This is a genomic window from Nitrospina gracilis Nb-211, assembly GCF_021845525.1.
GTDB classification, from domain to species: domain Bacteria; phylum Nitrospinota; class Nitrospinia; order Nitrospinales; family Nitrospinaceae; genus Nitrospina; species Nitrospina gracilis_A.
Map to the genome: position 1 here is coordinate 406,250 of NZ_JAKJKD010000001.1, position 15,629 is coordinate 421,878.

The window sequence follows — 15,629 nt, forward strand, 5'->3', positions numbered from 1 at the left end:
TAAGCCCGGTGCCCACTCTGATATGGTGAAAAAACAGAAACTTTCACTATAACGGCGGGATATATCGAAATTGCGTGAAATTTTCGATATATTTTTTGTGATGTTTTCATCCAGGGTTCTTACAAGCAATGCCGTTGGCAAGGCCGTTCTGCTGGCCTGGTTCACCATCGGTTTCAACCTGCTCGAAGGGGTGGTGGCGGTGGCGTTTGGCGTGGAGGAACACTCCTTCGCTTTGCTTGGATTCGGCCTCGACAGCTTCATCGAAGTGTTTTCCGCAACGCTGGTTCTGTGGCGGTTCAAAGGCGAGCAGGGACTGGATGCGGAGCTTTCCCTGAACAAAGAACGCCGTGCCACCTTCGGCATCGGCATCCTGTTTTTGCTTCTTGGGGCGGGGACGATTCTCGCCTCCGCTTTCCAGTGGGTGGCGCAGGCGCGTCCTTCAACCACCCTTCCCGGATTCGTCATCGCCGTCGTCAGCCTGAGTTTCATGTTCTATTTATGGCGGGCGAAGGTGCGGGTGGCGCGCGAGCTGGACAGCGCCACCATGATGAAAGACGCGCGCTGTTCTTTGGCCTGCATCCAGTTGTCGGCGGTGCTGTTCGCCGGGAGCCTGCTGTTTCTGTTGTCGCCCGTGTTGTGGTGGGCCGACAGCCTCTCCGCCATCGTCATCGGCGGCCTGATCGTGCATGAAGGGGTGGACACCATCCGCGCTACCTGCCGCGATGATTTCTCCGGCGGGTGTGGTTGCGGTTGAGCACCCCTCCTGCTTGAAGAGTTGCGTTGAAATGTATTTAAAATTAATTAGTTAGGTGGTCAATTCCGGAATCGGGCAGGGACCCGCAAAAACCCATCCAAATTTCAACGGAGCTCTAACAAACCCCTAACATTGAGCCGGTACCTTGATGGGGAATGAAGACAAGACACTATTCCCTTTTGAGGAGACCATCCCCTATGTATCGCTGGATACCCCGAATGTTGATCGTGGCGCTGGTTCTGGGCGCTTCCTCCTTTGCCCTGGCAGGCGAAAAACTGCGCGGTACCGTCCGCATCGACGGATCGAGCACCGTGTTCCCGATTTCCGAGGCGGTGGCTGAAGAGTTCGGCAAAATCCGCGACCACGCCCGCGTTCGCGTGACCGTCGGCGTTTCCGGAACCGGCGGCGGATTCAAGAAATTCTGCGTGGGCGAAACGGACATCAACGACGCGTCCCGCCCCATCAAGCAAAAGGAAATCGACAAGGCGAAAAAGAACAACATCCGCTACCTCGAGTTGCCGGTGGCCTATGACGGCCTGTCTGTGGTAATCAATAAGGCCAACACCTGGGTGGATCACCTGACCACCGACGAGCTGAAGAAAATCTGGGAGCCGGGAAGCTCCGTGAAAACGTGGGCCGATGTGCGTGAAGGCTGGCCGAGCAAGCCGATCAAGCTGTATGGTCCGGGCACCGACAGCGGCACCTTCGACTACTTCACCGAAACCATCAATGGCAAGTCGCAGGCCAGCCGCGCCGACTTCACCAAAAGTGAAGACGACAACATGCTGGTCAAGGGCGTGGCCGGCGACAAATACGCGCTGGGTTACTTCGGCTTCGCCTACTACGTGGAAAACAAGGAGATCCTGAAAGCGGTGCCGATCAAGGAAGGCAACAAGGCTCCGGTGCTTCCGACCATGGAGACCATCAACAAGGGAACCTACTCGCCCCTGTCGCGGCCCATCTTCATCTACGTCAACGTGGATGCGGCCAAGCGTCCGGAGGTGAAAGAGTTCATCCGGTTTTACATCAAGAATGCCGGCAAGCTCTCCAAGGAAGTGGGCTACATTCCTCTGCCGGATTCCCTGTACCGCGAAAACCTGGAGCGGTTTGAAAACGACCTCATGAAACTGGCAAGCAACTGAACTTCTCAAGAAATAATATGTTTTCAAAGTGGATGGACCACGCAGTGCACGGGGTTCTCGTGCTCTGCGTGGGTATCACCTTGATGACCACGCTTGTGGTCATCTTTCTTTTGGGGAAAGAATCGTTTCTGTTCTTCCGCGAGGTGTCCGTTTTCGACTTCCTGTTTGGAACCGAGTGGGCGCCCCTGCTGGAACCGAAATCGTTCGGCGTTCTGCCGCTGGTTGCCGGGACGCTGAAAGTCGTTTTCGGAGCGATCCTCATTGCCCTGCCGTTCGGGCTGTTGATCGCGACCTATCTCAGCGAGTTTGCCTCCGCGAAAGTGCGTTCGGCCATCAAACCCGTGCTGGAAATCCTGGCGGGCATCCCGACGGTGGTGTACGGCTACTTCGCGCTGACGTTTGTGACGCCGATCCTGCGGATGGTGTTCCCGGACACAAATATTTTCAACGCCGCCAGCGCCGCCATCGTGGTGGGCATCATGATTCTGCCGATGGTGTCGTCCCTGTGCGACGATGCGTTTCGCGGTTTGCCGGAAAGTTTGCGGGAAGGTGCATATGCGCTGGGAGGCACGCACATGGAGGTGATGTCGCAGATCATCATCCCCGCCGCCGCCTCGCGCATCGGCGCCGCCGTCATTCTGGCTTTATCGCGCGCGGTGGGGGAGACCATGGCGGTGACCCTGGCCGCCGGGGCGACGCCGAGTTTGTCGATCGGCTTTCTTGAAAGCATTCAAACAATGACGGCGTACATCGTGCAGGTGAGCCTCGGCGACATCCCCGCCGGCGGCGTCGAGTACTACACCGTGTACGCGGTTGGCATGCTGTTGTTCCTGATGACGCTCACCATGAACATCATCGGCAACCATTTCATTTTGAAATCGAAGAAATACAACTCATGACGGACTTGCGCGAAAAACGAAAACAGCGCGACCGCTGGTTCATTTGGCTCTGTTCCGCGGTGACGTGGATGACGGTCGGCGTGCTGGGCATCCTTCTGGCGCACGTGGTGAAGGAAGGCTTTGCCTGGCTGGACTGGGATTTTCTGAACAGCTTTCCCTCGCGCCATCCGGAGGAGGCGGGGATCAAATCCGCGTTGTGGGGAAGCATCTGGTTGATCGGCATGACGGCGATGCTCGCCATTCCGCTGGGTGTGGCCACGGCGGTGTACCTGGAAGAGTTCGCCCCGAAAAACCGCCTGCTCCGCATTTTCGAGATCAACATCGCCAACCTTGCCGGAATGCCGTCTATCCTGTATGGCGTTTTGGGACTGGCTATTTTTGTCCGCTTTCTGGGATTTGACCGCAGTTTGTGGTCGGGTAGCATGACCATGAGCCTGCTCGTGCTTCCGGTCATCGTGATCGCCGCGCAGGGGGCGATCCGCGCCGTGCCCGCGTCGATCCGCGAAGGCGCGTTTGCGCTGGGGGCGCGCCGCTGGCAGGTGGTGTGGTGGCAGGTTCTGCCGTCCGCCCTGCCGGGCATCATGACGGGCATCATCCTGGCCTTGTCGCGCGCCATGGGCGAGACCGCACCGATGATCATGATCGGCGCGTTGAGTTACGTGGCGTTCACCCCGGAGACGCCGGAAGACCCGTTCACCGCATTGCCCGTGCAGATCTTCAACTGGGCTGCCCGGCCGCAGGAAGAGTTTCATGGACTCGCCGCGGCGGGTATCATGGTTCTGCTGGCCCTGCTGTTGTCGATGAATGCCGGAGCGGTGTTCATCCGCGAAAAACTGCAAAGGTATAAATAATCTATGAGGGAGGTCGGCTTGGAAGAGTGCAATACCATTCTGGAGACGCGGAATCTTTCCATCAACTATGGAGATCATCGCGTTGTGAAAAACATCGACCTCCAGATCCCGGCACACCAGGTGACCGCCGTCATCGGTCCCTCTGGTTGCGGCAAAAGTTCCCTGCTCCGCGTGTTCAACCGCATGAACGATTTCATTCCGACCGCGTGGGTGGAAGGGGAAGTGATATTCCGCGGCGAAAACCTGTACGATAAAAAGATGGACCCCGGCCTCATCCGGCAGAAGATCGGCATGGTGTTCCAGCGGCCCAACCCGTTCCCCAAATCCATTTTCAAAAACGTGGTGTGGGGACCAAAGATCAACGGCTATAAGGGGGACCTGAACGAACTGGCGGAAGATGCGTTGATGAAGGCCGCGCTGTGGGACGAGGTGAAAGACCGCCTGCGCGACTCGGCGCTGAAACTGTCCGGTGGTCAACAGCAGAGGTTGTGCATCGCCCGCGCCATTGCCATGAACCCGGAAGTGATCCTGATGGACGAGCCGTGTTCCGCTCTCGATCCCCGCGCCACGGCGCGCATCGAGGACTTGATCCAGGAGTTGCGCTCGCGTTACACCATCGTCATCGTCACCCACAACATGCAACAGGCGGCGCGCATTTCGGACCTGACGGCGTTTTTATACGAGGGGGACCTCGTGGAGTTTGGTTCCACCAAAAAAATATTCACGCAACCTGACCAGAAGAGAACGGAAGATTACATCACCGGACGGTTCGGTTGATTCCTGATGGGAAGCCATGACCAAACATTTTGAACGTGAACTCGATGTTCTGAAAAAACAACTGCTGGGCCTGAGCGCACAGGTGGAGGAGATGGTGCTGAGGGTCATGAAATCCGTGGCTTCTCTGGATGTGAAGCAGGCGCAGGAAATCATCGACCAGGACAAGGCCATCGACAATACGGAGGTGCAGTTGGAGGAAGAGTGCCTGAAGGTGCTGGCCCTGCACCAGCCGGTGGCGGGAGACCTGCGTTTCGTCGTCGCCGCCCTCAAGATCAACAACGACCTGGAACGCGTGGCCGACCTGGCGGTGAACATCGCCGAGCGCGTCATCGTGCTGGCCAGCAAACGCAACGTCACGCCGCCGTTCGACTTCACCACCATGGCGGAAAAAAGCCGCGCCATGCTGGGCCAGTCCATCGACTGCCTGATCAATATGGATCCCGTCACCGCGCACAAGGTGTGGCAGGCGGATGACGAGATCGACGCCATGAACCGGGAAGTGTACCAGCGGGTGTACGAGAAAATCCGGCAGAATCCCGACCAGGTGGAAACCCTCATCAACTACATTTCAATTTCGCGCCACCTGGAGCGGATCGCCGACTACGCCACCAACATTGCCGAAGATGTGATTTATCTGGTGGAGGGAAGGATTGTGCGCCACCAGCCGGAACAGTTCAAGCAGGCGGGCGGACGCCAAACCAAGTGATCCCGTCCCGCCTTCCGGGTCAACCCGGAAGCGGGCCTTCATGGACGATGTCAGCCAGCGGCCGGCGGTCATTGCTGGGATCCTCCCGTTCCTTCAAGTCGTCGTCGAGACTTTCCGCCGGACCCTGCTTTCCCACCGCAATCGCACACATCGCCGTGAACTTGTCTTCGTTGACGTTCGCCACCTCGTGAGCGCGGTCTTTCTTGAAGCCGCCCATGGCGTGACACACCAGCCCCATCTTTTGCGCCTGCAGGCAGAGCGACATCCACGCCGAACCGGAATCGAACTGCGCCCAGTGGTTGGGGTTGCCCCGCTCCTCAAAATCGTTGCGCGCGAACACCAGGATGAGCAGAGGCGCCTTGTCCGCCCACTTGCGGTTGCCGTCCACCAGCGCCGTCTGGAACTCACTCAGCCGGTCCCCCCGGCCGTACACAAAAAACCAGGGTTGCTCGTTGTAACAGGAAGGAGCCCAGCGCGCCGCCTCAAACAACGTCATGATGTCCTCATCGCTCAATGGATCGCTCAGGAACGAACGTGGCGACCAGCGGTAGAGAAATTGAGGATCGAGTTTGGTGTAGGGGCTTGTCCGGGTCATGAGTCAACTCCTTGTATTGAGTTTCAAACTGTCTGTCGGGATCGAATTGCGGTGGGTGTGTGAAAAAGCGGTCCATCCGGACCAGAAACACCACGAGCAACATTTTAAGATGTTTGCACGCGTGTTTTGCAAGTTGATTTTTTAGAAGACTCATGGCGCGTCCCGTCCCCTTCCCGTTGCCTGCCGGGGGGCCTCACCGGCAGGGCCACGCCATGGGCGAAAATCTAAGCTTTGAGCTGTGCGCCCCCCTCTTTCCGGCAGGTGGAGATGAATCGGTTTTGGTTGGAAACCGGGACGATGCGGAAGCCGACCCGGAATCGCACCGGTTTTACATGAAACCGTCTGCCCGCTCATCCCCTCCTCAAAAAAAGTTGATTTGTCCGTATCGGTTCAAAACAACTTTGCGGATCAAAAAATTCGGTATTTTGAAGTCATCGGAACGGTTTAAGTTTGCGTTTTTCAATCCAAATCAAGGATTGCTTGCGGAAAAAGCTCCTCCCGGTTTTTTATGGATCTAGCGATTTTTTGTGAGGCATTCGCTCAAACGAAAAAATCACTTTAAATTTACGGAGGGGTCCATATAATATATATAACCATTTAATTCAATGTGTATTTTTCGTTTTTCCACATCCTTGAGCCTTGTAACAAGGGTATAGAACATCCGAATTTAAATATAGGAATATTCCTATATTGAGTTGTGCTAAGAGGAGAGGGCCTGACTCTTACGCTCACCTTATTGTTGGGAGAGGTACGATGAAAAGGGCTTTGAGGATCCTGCTGGTGGAAGATGATGAGGAAGATGCATTCTTCATCCGAAATATGCTGATCTCAAGCGAGCCGGAATTTATTTGCGAGCTCACTCATTTGGACAAGCCGGAAGGGGTCCCGGGTATCCTGCAAGAAGACCAGATTGATATCTGTCTTTTCGATTACCGCCTGCGCAACAGCAACGGAATCGACCTGCTCCGCAGTGTGCGGGCGCGGGGGCATCATCACCCCGTTATTTTTCTGACCGGGCAGAGCGACCCGGAGGTGGCGGCCGAAGCCATCAAGAGCGGTGCCACCGACTACCGGTCGAAGAACAACCTCACCGCCGAATCCCTGATCCGCTGTATCGAGGTGGCCATTCAGTTGCGCCGCGAAGCGGATTTGCGCGAGCGGGCGGAAGATGAATTGAAGCGCGCCAATGACAAGCTGATGGAAGCCAACCGTCAGCTGAAAGGGTCGCTCCAGAAACTCCAGGTGGCGCAGGAAGGCATCGTCCGCTCCGAAAAGCTGGCGAGCATCGGCCGTCTCGCCGCCATGGTGTGCCACGAGGTGCTCAACCCCCTCAACATCATATCCGGCCACGTGCAAACCCTCATTCGCGATCACGCCGGGGATGCCGGGCGTGATGAGCACTACCGGTCCATGCGCGAGGAGATTTTCCGCATCGACAAAATCCTGAGCGATCTTCTCCGGTTTTCGCGCAAGGGCAATATGGAGTTTCAGGAGGTGAACTTCAACGATGAGCTGGACTTCGTCCTGTCCCTGCTGGAAAAGGAGATGCGTATGGACAACATCGAACTCCGCCGGCACTTCACCGAGGAAGAGGTGTACCTGCGTGCCGACCCGGACCGCATGCGCCAGGTGTTTCTGAATGTATTCAACAATGCCCGCCATGCCATGCCGCAAGGCGGCTCATTGACGGTGCGGACGGAGAAGGTGGTGCGCGAGATCATTCAAAATCGCCGTAAGGAGGACGTGTACCTCGACCCGGAAAGCATTCCCATTCGCCGCGAATCGTTTTTTCACATCGAAATCGAAGATACCGGTGTGGGCATTTCCCGCGAGAACCTGGGCAAGATCTTCGAGCCGTTTTTCACCACCAAGCCGGAAGAAAAGGGCACCGGCCTGGGGTTGTCAGTCTGCTATACCATCCTGGAACAGCATGGGGGATTCATCGAAGTGGAAAGTGAAGAGGAGAAGGGCACCTCGGTTCACCTGTGGATTCCCGTCCAAAAATGCGAGGAGATTTCCATCTCCGTGGAGCAGGACCACTGAGCGCGCCGAACGGAACTCCACTCAGCTGAGGAAGCTAAGCAGGGTGGGTTGCAGGACCCGTGCCGTGGTGGCCAGCGTCGCCTGCAGTGCGATTTCGAGGGCCGCAAGATTGGCCGCTTCTTCCACAAAATCGGCATCCTCAATGTCGGACAATTGATCCGTCTGCGTCACCACATCCGCTTTGCTCAGTGTGTCCATCTGGTCCAGCGTCTGGGCGACCGCGGCGAACTCCGCACGCACTTCACTCACCTTGTCGCGGCTTGCATTCAACAGATCCAGGGATGCCGCAATTCCCTCCGTATCGTCCCGTTCCAAAGCCTGCTTCAACGTATCCAGAGCCAGAAACACATTATTGCCACCAATGCCGAGGATGGACGCGGTGTTGCCGCCTGCGGTGTCGGCGATGACCGCCGTGGTGTTTGCATTGGACGAGACCACATCCAGCCCGTTGCCCAGTGAGTTGATGCTCGCCGTCAGGTTCAGCCCTGCCCCGTTGAGCGTGGTGATCACATCGTTGATGGTCGTCGCGCCGCTCAGATCCACGGTGCCGGACAGCGATCCGTTGGTCACCTCCACCGAACCCAGCGTCAGGCCACTGCCGCCGTTGAGGCTGGCGATGGTCGTGGCGGTGGTGATGACGGGATTCAGGTCCTGCCCCGTCAGGTTGCCGTTGCGTGACCCCAGGATGCCCAGCTCCTGCGCCACGGTGCCGCCGCCGGATTCGGTGATGGTCAAGGCCTGGGTGATGGTGGTGCTGGTGTCGGTGAGGAGCAGTCCGTTGCCCGCGCTGTTGATGGAGGCGGTGACGTTGATGCCCGCGCCGTTGATGGCGGTGATGACGTCGTTCACCGTCGTCGCCGCGCCGAGATTCACCACCGCGTTGTTGCCTTCGCGATCGGTGATGGACAGGCTCCCCAGCGTCACTCCCGCGCCGCCGTTCAGGTCGCTGAGATTCGTGGCGGTGGTCACCGCGGGGTTCAGGTCCACGGCGAACACTTCCGACCCGGGTTTGGTGATGGGCACGGTCAGTCCGTCGGCCACCGCCAGGTTCAGACTGTTGCCGTCGCCGCTGTACAGTGCACCCAGTGCGCCGGCATTTTGCTGGAAGGGTGCGGTGGTGACCCCGGTTCCGGAAAACAGGAAGCGTCCCTGCACTTTCGTGTTGGCCGCTTCAAACACGGTGTCGATGATCTTGTCCAACTCTTCCGCCGCCGCTTGCCGCGTGGCGGTGGTGTTGAGTCCGTTCAGGCTGTTCACCGCCAGCTCCTGCGCGCGGACGAGGCTGGTGTTGACCGAGCCCAGCGCCGCATCGGCGCTGTTCACGAACACGCGGTTGAAGGTGATGTTGCGGTTGAACTGTTCCGAGCGGCTGATGGACGCGCGCAGGCTGAGCACGTCCCGCAGGCCGAGCGGATCGTCCGACGGCGCGAGGATGCGCTTGCCGCTGGCGATGCGCTGGTTGGTGAGAAACTGGTCTTCCGTGATGCGGAACAGGTTGCGAAGCGCGTTTGCCTGCTGTGCCTGGTTGGTCACCCGCATTACCATGTCATGTCTCCCGGTCCGTTATCGTGTACGGACCTGTGTTCATATCTGGTTCTGAAGGATGTCGAACATCTCATCGACGATGCTGATCATCCGCGCCGAAGCCTGAAACGCCTGTTGAAACTTGATGAGGTTGATCATCTCCTCGTCGATGGACACACCGGAGATGCTTTCGCGCCGGGCATCGAGCTGGAGCTTGATGCCTTCCTGCTGTTGCGCCAGGGTCTGCGCCGAGCGCGCGCCGTTGCCCACGTTGTTGAGGATGCCGCTGTAAAAATCGTCGAACGTCGCCGTGCCCGTGCCGGAAGAAAAGCCGATGCCGGAAAACACGCCGCGCGTCTGAAGCCCCGCCAGCGCCAGCGCGTTGTCGCCGTCACCGGTGCCGTTTTGCCCGGCGGCGAGGATCTGCGAATCGGCCAGCAGTGCGGTGGACATGGACATGCCGGAGGCGGCATTGGCGGAAGTGGAAAAGTCGAACACGTCGCCCGCCGTCGGCGCACCGGTGACGGTCACCGCAAAGCCGCCGTCCAGATTGATGGGCGTGCCGGCGTAAGTGAACGACCCCACGCTTTGCCCGGTGGTCAGGTTCACCACGTCAAAATCGGTGGCGGAGGTGAACGTCAGCCGGAACTTGTCGGTGGACGTGGTGGTCGGGCTGGCGTTGGCGATGGTCACACTACCGGTGCCGGAGTTGGCGGAGTTGGCCGCCGTGGTCACGGACAGTACGGTGAAGAAATCGTTGCCGGTACTGCCGTCCAGGCCGATGCCTTCCTGGTGCACGCGGTTGACCTCGGTCACGATGCTGGCGGCCAGCCGGTCCAGCCGGTCGAGAGCGCCGGCCACTTCCGTGTCGCGCATGTCGAGCAGGCCGCGCACCTCGCCACCCTGGATGGCGGAGGTGATGTTGACCGTGGCGCCCCCGGCATCCTGAATGGAGATATCCAGCAGGCCGCTGTTGTTGGAGTTGGCCTGTGTGCTCAGGGTGAAGGTCCGGTTGCCCAGCACCAGCGGCGTGCCGTCGGACAGGGTCAGGTTCATCTGGCCGTCACCGGAAGAGATGCGCGTGATGTCCAGTTTCTGCGACAGTTCTTTCACCAGCTGGTCGCGCTGGTCCATCAGGTCGTTGGCGGCGAACCCGGTCAGGTCTGTATTCGGGATGATTTCGTTCAGCCGCGCGATCTCGGTGATCAGGCCGTTGATCTGCGTCACCTCGTCATCGATTCTGCGGTTGAGGTTCAGCCGCTCCTCGGTCAGGGAGTTGCCCAGCTTGTTGAACGTTTGCGTCAGCGAGGCGCCCGCGGAAATCACGTTACTGCGCTCGGAAAATCCGGTGGGGTTGTTGGCCAGGTCGCCGAGCGCGCTGAAAAAGTTGCTGAGCTCCCCATTGAGGCTGACGCCTTCGGTTTCGTTGAGCAGGACTTCGAGGTTTTCGAACACGTCGCGGCGCACGGTGAAATTGCCGAGGCTCTGGTTTTCGCTCAAAATCTGGTTGAACAGGAACTGGTCGAACGAGCGCGTGATGCCCGTGGCGCGGACGCCGGTGCCGATCTGCCCCAGGTTGAAATTGCGCGGGGTGTTGGGTTCCAGCGTCACCGTCTGGCGGCTGTAGCCCTCGGTCTGCACGTTGGCGACGTTGTTACCGGTCACCTCGATGGCCAACTGCTGGCTTTGCAGTCCCAGCTTGGCGGTGTTCAGAATGCTGAAGATGTTCGACGTCATGGATGCGATCCGTCAGATGTTGGTGCTGATCAACCCGCTGGTCAGCGGAACCTGGTCCGTTTTGCCGTCGGCATGATAGGGCGCGTAGCTGGAATCCGCCTTGTACAGGACGTTGATGGATTCCTTCATCGACATCGCCGAGCGTTCGATCAGCCGCCGGTTCATCTCGTTCATCTTTTTGATCTTGCTGATTTGTTCCTTCATGCGTTTCTGGCAGAGGATCATCGACATTGACCACTGGTTGTTTTTGAACTGCGCGATCCTGCGGAGCGTTACCTTTTCAACGGGGATGTTCCAGTGTTCCGCCATCTGGCGGAGAATGGCCTCGCGTTTCTGATTGAGCTCGCCCACCTGCGTCAGCAAAGCCTCTTTCCGTTCCAGGGTTTTCATGAGACGGTCGCGGGAAAATTCCGTCACCGCACTCCACTCCTCGCCGAAGATCTTGATGAGCCGGTCATACAGCTCGATCTTCTGCTCCAGAATGGTATTGAGCGCCTGATACAACTCTTTCATGACACACCTCCCAAAGGGGTCCTGCTACAGAACCGGCAGACTCCGGCTCATTTGATCGTAAAGGGTCTGGGCCAGGCCAATGCTCTGGTGCTGGACCACTTCCTTGGACAGTTCCTCATCGAGCACCGCTTCGTACTGCTGGCTGGCGAAGCCTTCCAGCAATCCGGTTTTGTTGACGGTCTGGCGCATGGCTTTCAACATCTGATGGATCAGCAGGCCCTCGAACTGGCGCGAGACCTCCATCAGTTTTTCCGATTCCTGCTTGCCGCCCGATGCCTTTTCGCCTTCACCGCTCTGCTTCACCTGCGCCAGCGTCTGCGAGAAAGATTGTGTCAGCGCTTTCGCCGGGTTCAGTGTCGGCACCTGCTCGCCCAGCCGTTTGGCCTGGTCGGCCGCGTTGGGTCCCAGCGGGTTGACGGGTGTGTGCATCGGGATGAAATCCATGTCGCTCGTCCTTCCTTTATTTCTTATCGGCAAATCCGCGGCCCAGGAGGACCGGTTTTTCAGGATTCAACCCTTTCCTAGCAAGCCCGGTGCCAAAACCCGAAAAATCTTCGATTAGCCTGTAACAGGTTATAAACAGGTGGTTTATGGGTTTGGGTCCGAGCCAGTCCAAATGCGGGAGGGGGCAGGCGTGGAGGGGGAGGGGCAAATATTTCCAGATGGCAGGGAAAAGCTTTCCCTTTTCCTTCAGGACCCGGATCGTGCGAAAAATACGACGGGCGGCTTGTATTCGGATGGGTCCATGCACAGGGTAGCACCGCCCGGAGTTTTCCTGTATAAAGGATACATTCCTGTTTTTTTTAACTTACGGCGGTTTGAATATGAAGAAATGGATCCTCATGGGGGCGCTCCTGTTGGCAATGACGGCGGCCTGCGACAACACGCAGACGACGGTGGAAGAACAACCCCTGCAATTACCCGAAAAAGAGAAAACCTGGGTGAAGACCGAGGAGGTGGAGATCACCAAGGACAAGGTGGCGGCGAACCCGGAACCCACCTTGAAAGCGGAGGTGGATCCGGCTCTGAAAGACACGTTGACCAACGTGGATGTCAGCGTGCAGGTGGCGCAGATCAATTCTGCCGATTCCTGCCATGCGGTATTGGAACCGATGGACAAAGCCCGCAAGGCGGTGCAGAGAGAGGGCGGCATGTGGCATGCTTTCGAGCGGAACGAAAAACTGCGCCCCTTTTCCGATACCGGTTTTCAGATCGACAGCAACATGAACAAGCTGTTCTTCGCCCTCAGCTATCTGTGCAAAACCGCCAAGGGCGTGCCCATGACCGGGCTCGCCATCACCGTTGACCGGATGATCGAGAGCAGGGGAGTGGAAGGCACCAGGAAACACATGATCCAGCTGGGCAATCCGGAGTCGGTGACCGACCAATGGATCAAGTATGCACAGGAAGCAAAACGCATCGCCGACCGCAACATCCCGTATGAAGAAGTCGGGCGGCTGGTTCTGCAAACCAAACCGTTGATTGACCTGTACCAGGAACTGCTGGCGCGCAAGGTGGATGAAAGCAACGAGCAGAAGTTCCTGTCCGATAGCGTCACCCTGCTGGACGTCATCCATTCCCGCATGTCGGGGGAAAGCCACCTGGCGATGGCGCGCACGGAAGACCTGCAGGTTCCCTACGAAAAATTCCGTAACGAAATGTGACCTCCCCCGCGGGGGTCACTGTCCTTCCCGCACCTCGATGTAGTACCACTGCGCCTTCGGGCTGGTGGAAAAGGTCCGGTACGTTTCATAACTCTGCGCCGGCAGTTGGACGCGATCCCAGTTGGAAGTTTCTTCCGTCGGGCTCCGGTCCTTGTCGAAGAACCGCGCGCGCGCCTGCACCTGCAGGGGATAATCGGTGTGGTTGCGGATCTGCATCCACACTTCCAGCGTGCCGGTGGCCGTGGGACGCGAGTTGTGTTCCGTAATGGAAACCTTTTTCTTGCCTGGGGCGTTCATCGGCACGGAGGGTTCCGGACCCAGCCGGCTGCCGCGGCAGTAGTTCAGCCATTCACTGCGCCGTTGCAAGCCTTCATCGAGAAAGCGGACGCTGTTCATTTTGATGGCGGCGTCGGCTTCGCCTTCCGCCAGGATGCGCGGACACGGGTCCGTGGCACATCCGCTCAACCAGCCCGCCGCCACAAGGCAGGCAATCAGGGTTCCCGATCGGTTCATGCGGCCTCCGATAAAATGTTGTGAATGAGTCATTGTCATTTTTTGACGAGGGCGGAACGGGAACGGGCCCACACCAGCCCCGTGCCGCCGTGTGTTTTTAAAATGGGACGCTGCGTGGACAGGGCAGTCTGTTTCTGTCCATTTGCGTCTTCAAACCAGAGGCCCACCTCTCCCCATTCCGCGGGATCGACTTTCATGGTGAGCGCATGCACGCTGTCCGGCAGGTTGTTCCAGTAACGCGTGTCGGCCTGCGTTTTGGTGTTGGCGGCCAACGCCATCTGCGTCGCCCCCACCAGCCCCAAGGCACCGGCGGCAATCTGGAACGTGCCGGAGTTTTCCATGAGCGGCGCCATGATCATGGTCTTCGAGGCGATGTCGGTCAGCGCCGAGCCCATCACGGCGTTGGTCTGGCGGAAATACACCTTGCCTTCCAGAATCTTGTCGAACTGCCGCCCGCCGCGGGAAGTGGCCTGCCAGTAGATGTCTTCCATCGGATACGTATCGTAGGTGTTGCCGTTCAATTGCAGGTGCGCGCGGGTTTCGACAAAGCCGCGTCCCCGGCGGAACTTCAACTCGCCGTGGCCGATGCCGTCCGATATCTTGCGGGGCGAGGTGCCGGTTTCGACCAGCACCAGCACGTTGTCATCGTCGCCGGGAACTTTAAAATCCGGGCGGAAGCGCTTCACTTCTTCGTACGCCATGCGGGCGAGGTCGTGGTCGCCCAGTTTCTGCGACACCCAGCCCTGCAGGAAGATGAGCAGGGCGAAGTCACAGCGGTTCTGTTCTTCCTCGGCGAAGGCATCCTGCAGGACGCCGCCCTTGAACGACGCGCGCGCGTTTTCCAGGTCGCCTTCGATGAGGTACAGCAGGCCGCGGTAGTAGTAGGCCATGGCGCGTTCATACGGCTCGCCCTTGAAATCCTTGCGCCCTTCCTCGTACCACAGACTGCGCGCGTTGCGGGCGGTTTCATCGTCGGCATAAATGGTCTCGATGTTCAGCAGGGCGCGGTCGAGGGATTCGCGGGCCAGCGAGTAGTGACCGAGTTCCATGGCGGCGAGGCCGACGCGCATGTCGTTCAGCACCTGGTTGCGCGGACCTTCGGTGAGCGCTTTGCGGTAAAGGGTGTGCAGGACGGCGGGTTTGTCCTGGAGATAGGCGTTCATCGCTGCGTCCGAGACGTGCGCCTTCTGCGAGGTGGGGCCGCAGGCCGGAAGCAGGAGCAAACTAAGCGCCAATGCACCGAGGCGGCGTTTCAGGTTGCCGGCAATGGAGCGGGCGTCACCGGTAGATGATATCGTCCCGCGCAGATTTGCGAAAATCATAAATCCCCGTCCACACAATGGCGCTGTTGTTCAGGTCCACCATTTCAAAAATGATCTGATGATAACGGGAGGTCCGTCCGGTGGTGGGATTGATCTGGTCGAGGGTGGTGATGCGTCCGCCCAGCCGGTAGTCGCCGGAGAGCAGGCTGGCACCGCGTCCCTTGTAAGCGGTCTCTTCCTTCACCATGCCCTCGTAATGACGGCCGACGAACACCATGCGGCCCTGCGCCGCGCGGTTCAGGTCCACGCGCAGGCGGTCGGTGATGATGTTCTTGTTGATGCGCGACGAACTTTCATTGCGGAAAAACTCGGCGTCGATGATGACTTTGGGCGGCGTCTTGGCGCCGGCGAGCGACGGGTTGGTCAACATGTCGCGCATCATCTTGTCAGTCATGGCGCGGATGTCCTGCGATTCGATGCCCACGCCCGCGAGTTGTCCGGTGGAATTCGGGTCTTCATACACCGTGGGGCTGCCCGGTGCGTTTTCGATGGTGGACGCGGAATAGGTGGCGCACCCGCCCAGCAGGAGCAGGCCGATTGCCAAAGGGAACCCAAGTCTGACCGATCCGTTCATGAGATCCATTCCTTC

The 15,629-nt window shown here is 58.6% G+C and carries 17 protein-coding genes; 9 read left to right on the top strand and 8 right to left on the bottom strand.

Features of this window, described 5'->3' with window-relative positions; genetic code table 11:
• Positions 1-100: 100 nt before the first annotated feature.
• The 6 genes from J2S31_RS01980 (at position 101) to phoU (ending at position 5,129) form a co-directional block, all read left to right on the top strand.
• Positions 101-754 (top strand): cation transporter, encoded by a 654-nt coding sequence (locus tag J2S31_RS01980; RefSeq protein ID WP_237097370.1) that lies wholly within the window; start codon positions 101-103, stop codon positions 752-754.
• Positions 755-951: 197 nt separating this feature from the next.
• The gene (locus J2S31_RS01985; RefSeq protein ID WP_237097371.1) at positions 952-1,896 is read left to right on the top strand and encodes a PstS family phosphate ABC transporter substrate-binding protein; all 945 of its coding nucleotides are present in this window, start codon (positions 952-954) and stop codon (positions 1,894-1,896) included.
• Positions 1,897-1,913: 17 nt separating this feature from the next.
• On the top strand, positions 1,914-2,795 hold the full coding sequence (gene pstC, locus J2S31_RS01990) for a phosphate ABC transporter permease subunit PstC (protein WP_237097372.1): 882 nt from the start codon (positions 1,914-1,916) through the stop codon (positions 2,793-2,795).
• Positions 2,792-3,646: a phosphate ABC transporter permease PstA gene (pstA, locus tag J2S31_RS01995; protein ID WP_237097373.1), complete on the top strand. Its 855-nt coding sequence runs from the start codon at positions 2,792-2,794 to the stop codon at positions 3,644-3,646. The genes pstC and pstA overlap by 4 nt, the downstream gene beginning before the upstream one ends.
• Positions 3,647-3,649: 3 nt before the next feature.
• Positions 3,650-4,423, top strand: a complete 774-nt coding sequence (pstB, locus tag J2S31_RS02000) for a phosphate ABC transporter ATP-binding protein PstB (protein ID WP_237097374.1) — start codon at positions 3,650-3,652, stop codon at positions 4,421-4,423.
• A gap of 16 nt (positions 4,424-4,439) precedes the next feature.
• Positions 4,440-5,129, top strand: coding sequence for a phosphate signaling complex protein PhoU (phoU, locus tag J2S31_RS02005; protein WP_237097375.1), 690 nt, complete (start codon positions 4,440-4,442; stop codon positions 5,127-5,129).
• A gap of 19 nt (positions 5,130-5,148) precedes the next feature.
• Here the strand turns inward: phoU and J2S31_RS02010 are convergent, their stop codons facing one another.
• On the bottom strand, positions 5,149-5,724 hold the full coding sequence (locus J2S31_RS02010) for a nitroreductase family protein (protein ID WP_237097376.1): 576 nt from the start codon (positions 5,722-5,724) through the stop codon (positions 5,149-5,151).
• Between the two features lie 152 nt (positions 5,725-5,876).
• Here J2S31_RS02010 and J2S31_RS02015 point away from each other — a divergent pair, with 152 nt between their 5' ends.
• Positions 5,877-6,242 (top strand): hypothetical protein, encoded by a 366-nt coding sequence (locus J2S31_RS02015; RefSeq protein ID WP_237097377.1) that lies wholly within the window; start codon positions 5,877-5,879, stop codon positions 6,240-6,242.
• A gap of 235 nt (positions 6,243-6,477) precedes the next feature.
• Positions 6,478-7,767, top strand: coding sequence for a hybrid sensor histidine kinase/response regulator (locus J2S31_RS02020; protein WP_237097378.1), 1,290 nt, complete (start codon positions 6,478-6,480; stop codon positions 7,765-7,767).
• Positions 7,768-7,788: 21 nt separating this feature from the next.
• Here J2S31_RS02020 and flgL read toward each other — a convergent pair whose 3' ends face one another.
• From flgL to J2S31_RS02040, 4 genes are read right to left on the bottom strand one after another with little or no spacing between them, the layout of a single operon-like run.
• Positions 7,789-9,312, bottom strand: a complete 1,524-nt coding sequence (flgL, locus tag J2S31_RS02025) for a flagellar hook-associated protein FlgL (protein WP_237097379.1) — start codon at positions 9,310-9,312, stop codon at positions 7,789-7,791.
• 39 nt (positions 9,313-9,351) lie between these two features.
• Positions 9,352-11,028: a flagellar hook-associated protein FlgK gene (flgK, locus tag J2S31_RS02030; protein ID WP_237097380.1), complete on the bottom strand. Its 1,677-nt coding sequence runs from the start codon at positions 11,026-11,028 to the stop codon at positions 9,352-9,354.
• 12 nt (positions 11,029-11,040) lie between these two features.
• Complete coding sequence (locus tag J2S31_RS02035) at positions 11,041-11,541, bottom strand: flagellar protein FlgN (RefSeq protein WP_237097381.1); 501 nt, start codon at positions 11,539-11,541, stop codon at positions 11,041-11,043.
• A 24-nt stretch (positions 11,542-11,565) separates the two neighbouring features.
• Positions 11,566-11,985, bottom strand: a complete 420-nt coding sequence (locus J2S31_RS02040) for a rod-binding protein (protein WP_237097382.1) — start codon at positions 11,983-11,985, stop codon at positions 11,566-11,568.
• A 380-nt stretch (positions 11,986-12,365) separates the two neighbouring features.
• On the opposite strand from J2S31_RS02040, the gene J2S31_RS02045 reads away from it, so the two are divergent.
• Complete coding sequence (locus J2S31_RS02045; RefSeq protein ID WP_237097383.1) at positions 12,366-13,205, top strand: hypothetical protein; 840 nt, start codon at positions 12,366-12,368, stop codon at positions 13,203-13,205.
• Between the two features lie 15 nt (positions 13,206-13,220).
• On the opposite strand, the gene J2S31_RS02050 is transcribed toward J2S31_RS02045, so the two are convergent.
• The 3 genes from J2S31_RS02050 to J2S31_RS02060 are packed head-to-tail and all read right to left on the bottom strand — an operon-like array spanning position 13,221 to position 15,614.
• Positions 13,221-13,718, bottom strand: a complete 498-nt coding sequence (locus tag J2S31_RS02050; RefSeq protein WP_237097384.1) for a hypothetical protein — start codon at positions 13,716-13,718, stop codon at positions 13,221-13,223.
• Positions 13,719-13,753: 35 nt separating this feature from the next.
• Positions 13,754-15,040 (bottom strand): hypothetical protein, encoded by a 1,287-nt coding sequence (locus J2S31_RS02055; protein ID WP_237097385.1) that lies wholly within the window; start codon positions 15,038-15,040, stop codon positions 13,754-13,756.
• Positions 14,997-15,614 (bottom strand): penicillin-binding protein activator LpoB, encoded by a 618-nt coding sequence (locus J2S31_RS02060; RefSeq protein ID WP_237097386.1) that lies wholly within the window; start codon positions 15,612-15,614, stop codon positions 14,997-14,999. Before J2S31_RS02060 ends, J2S31_RS02055 begins: the two co-directional genes overlap by 44 nt.
• Positions 15,615-15,629: the final 15 nt, after the last annotated feature.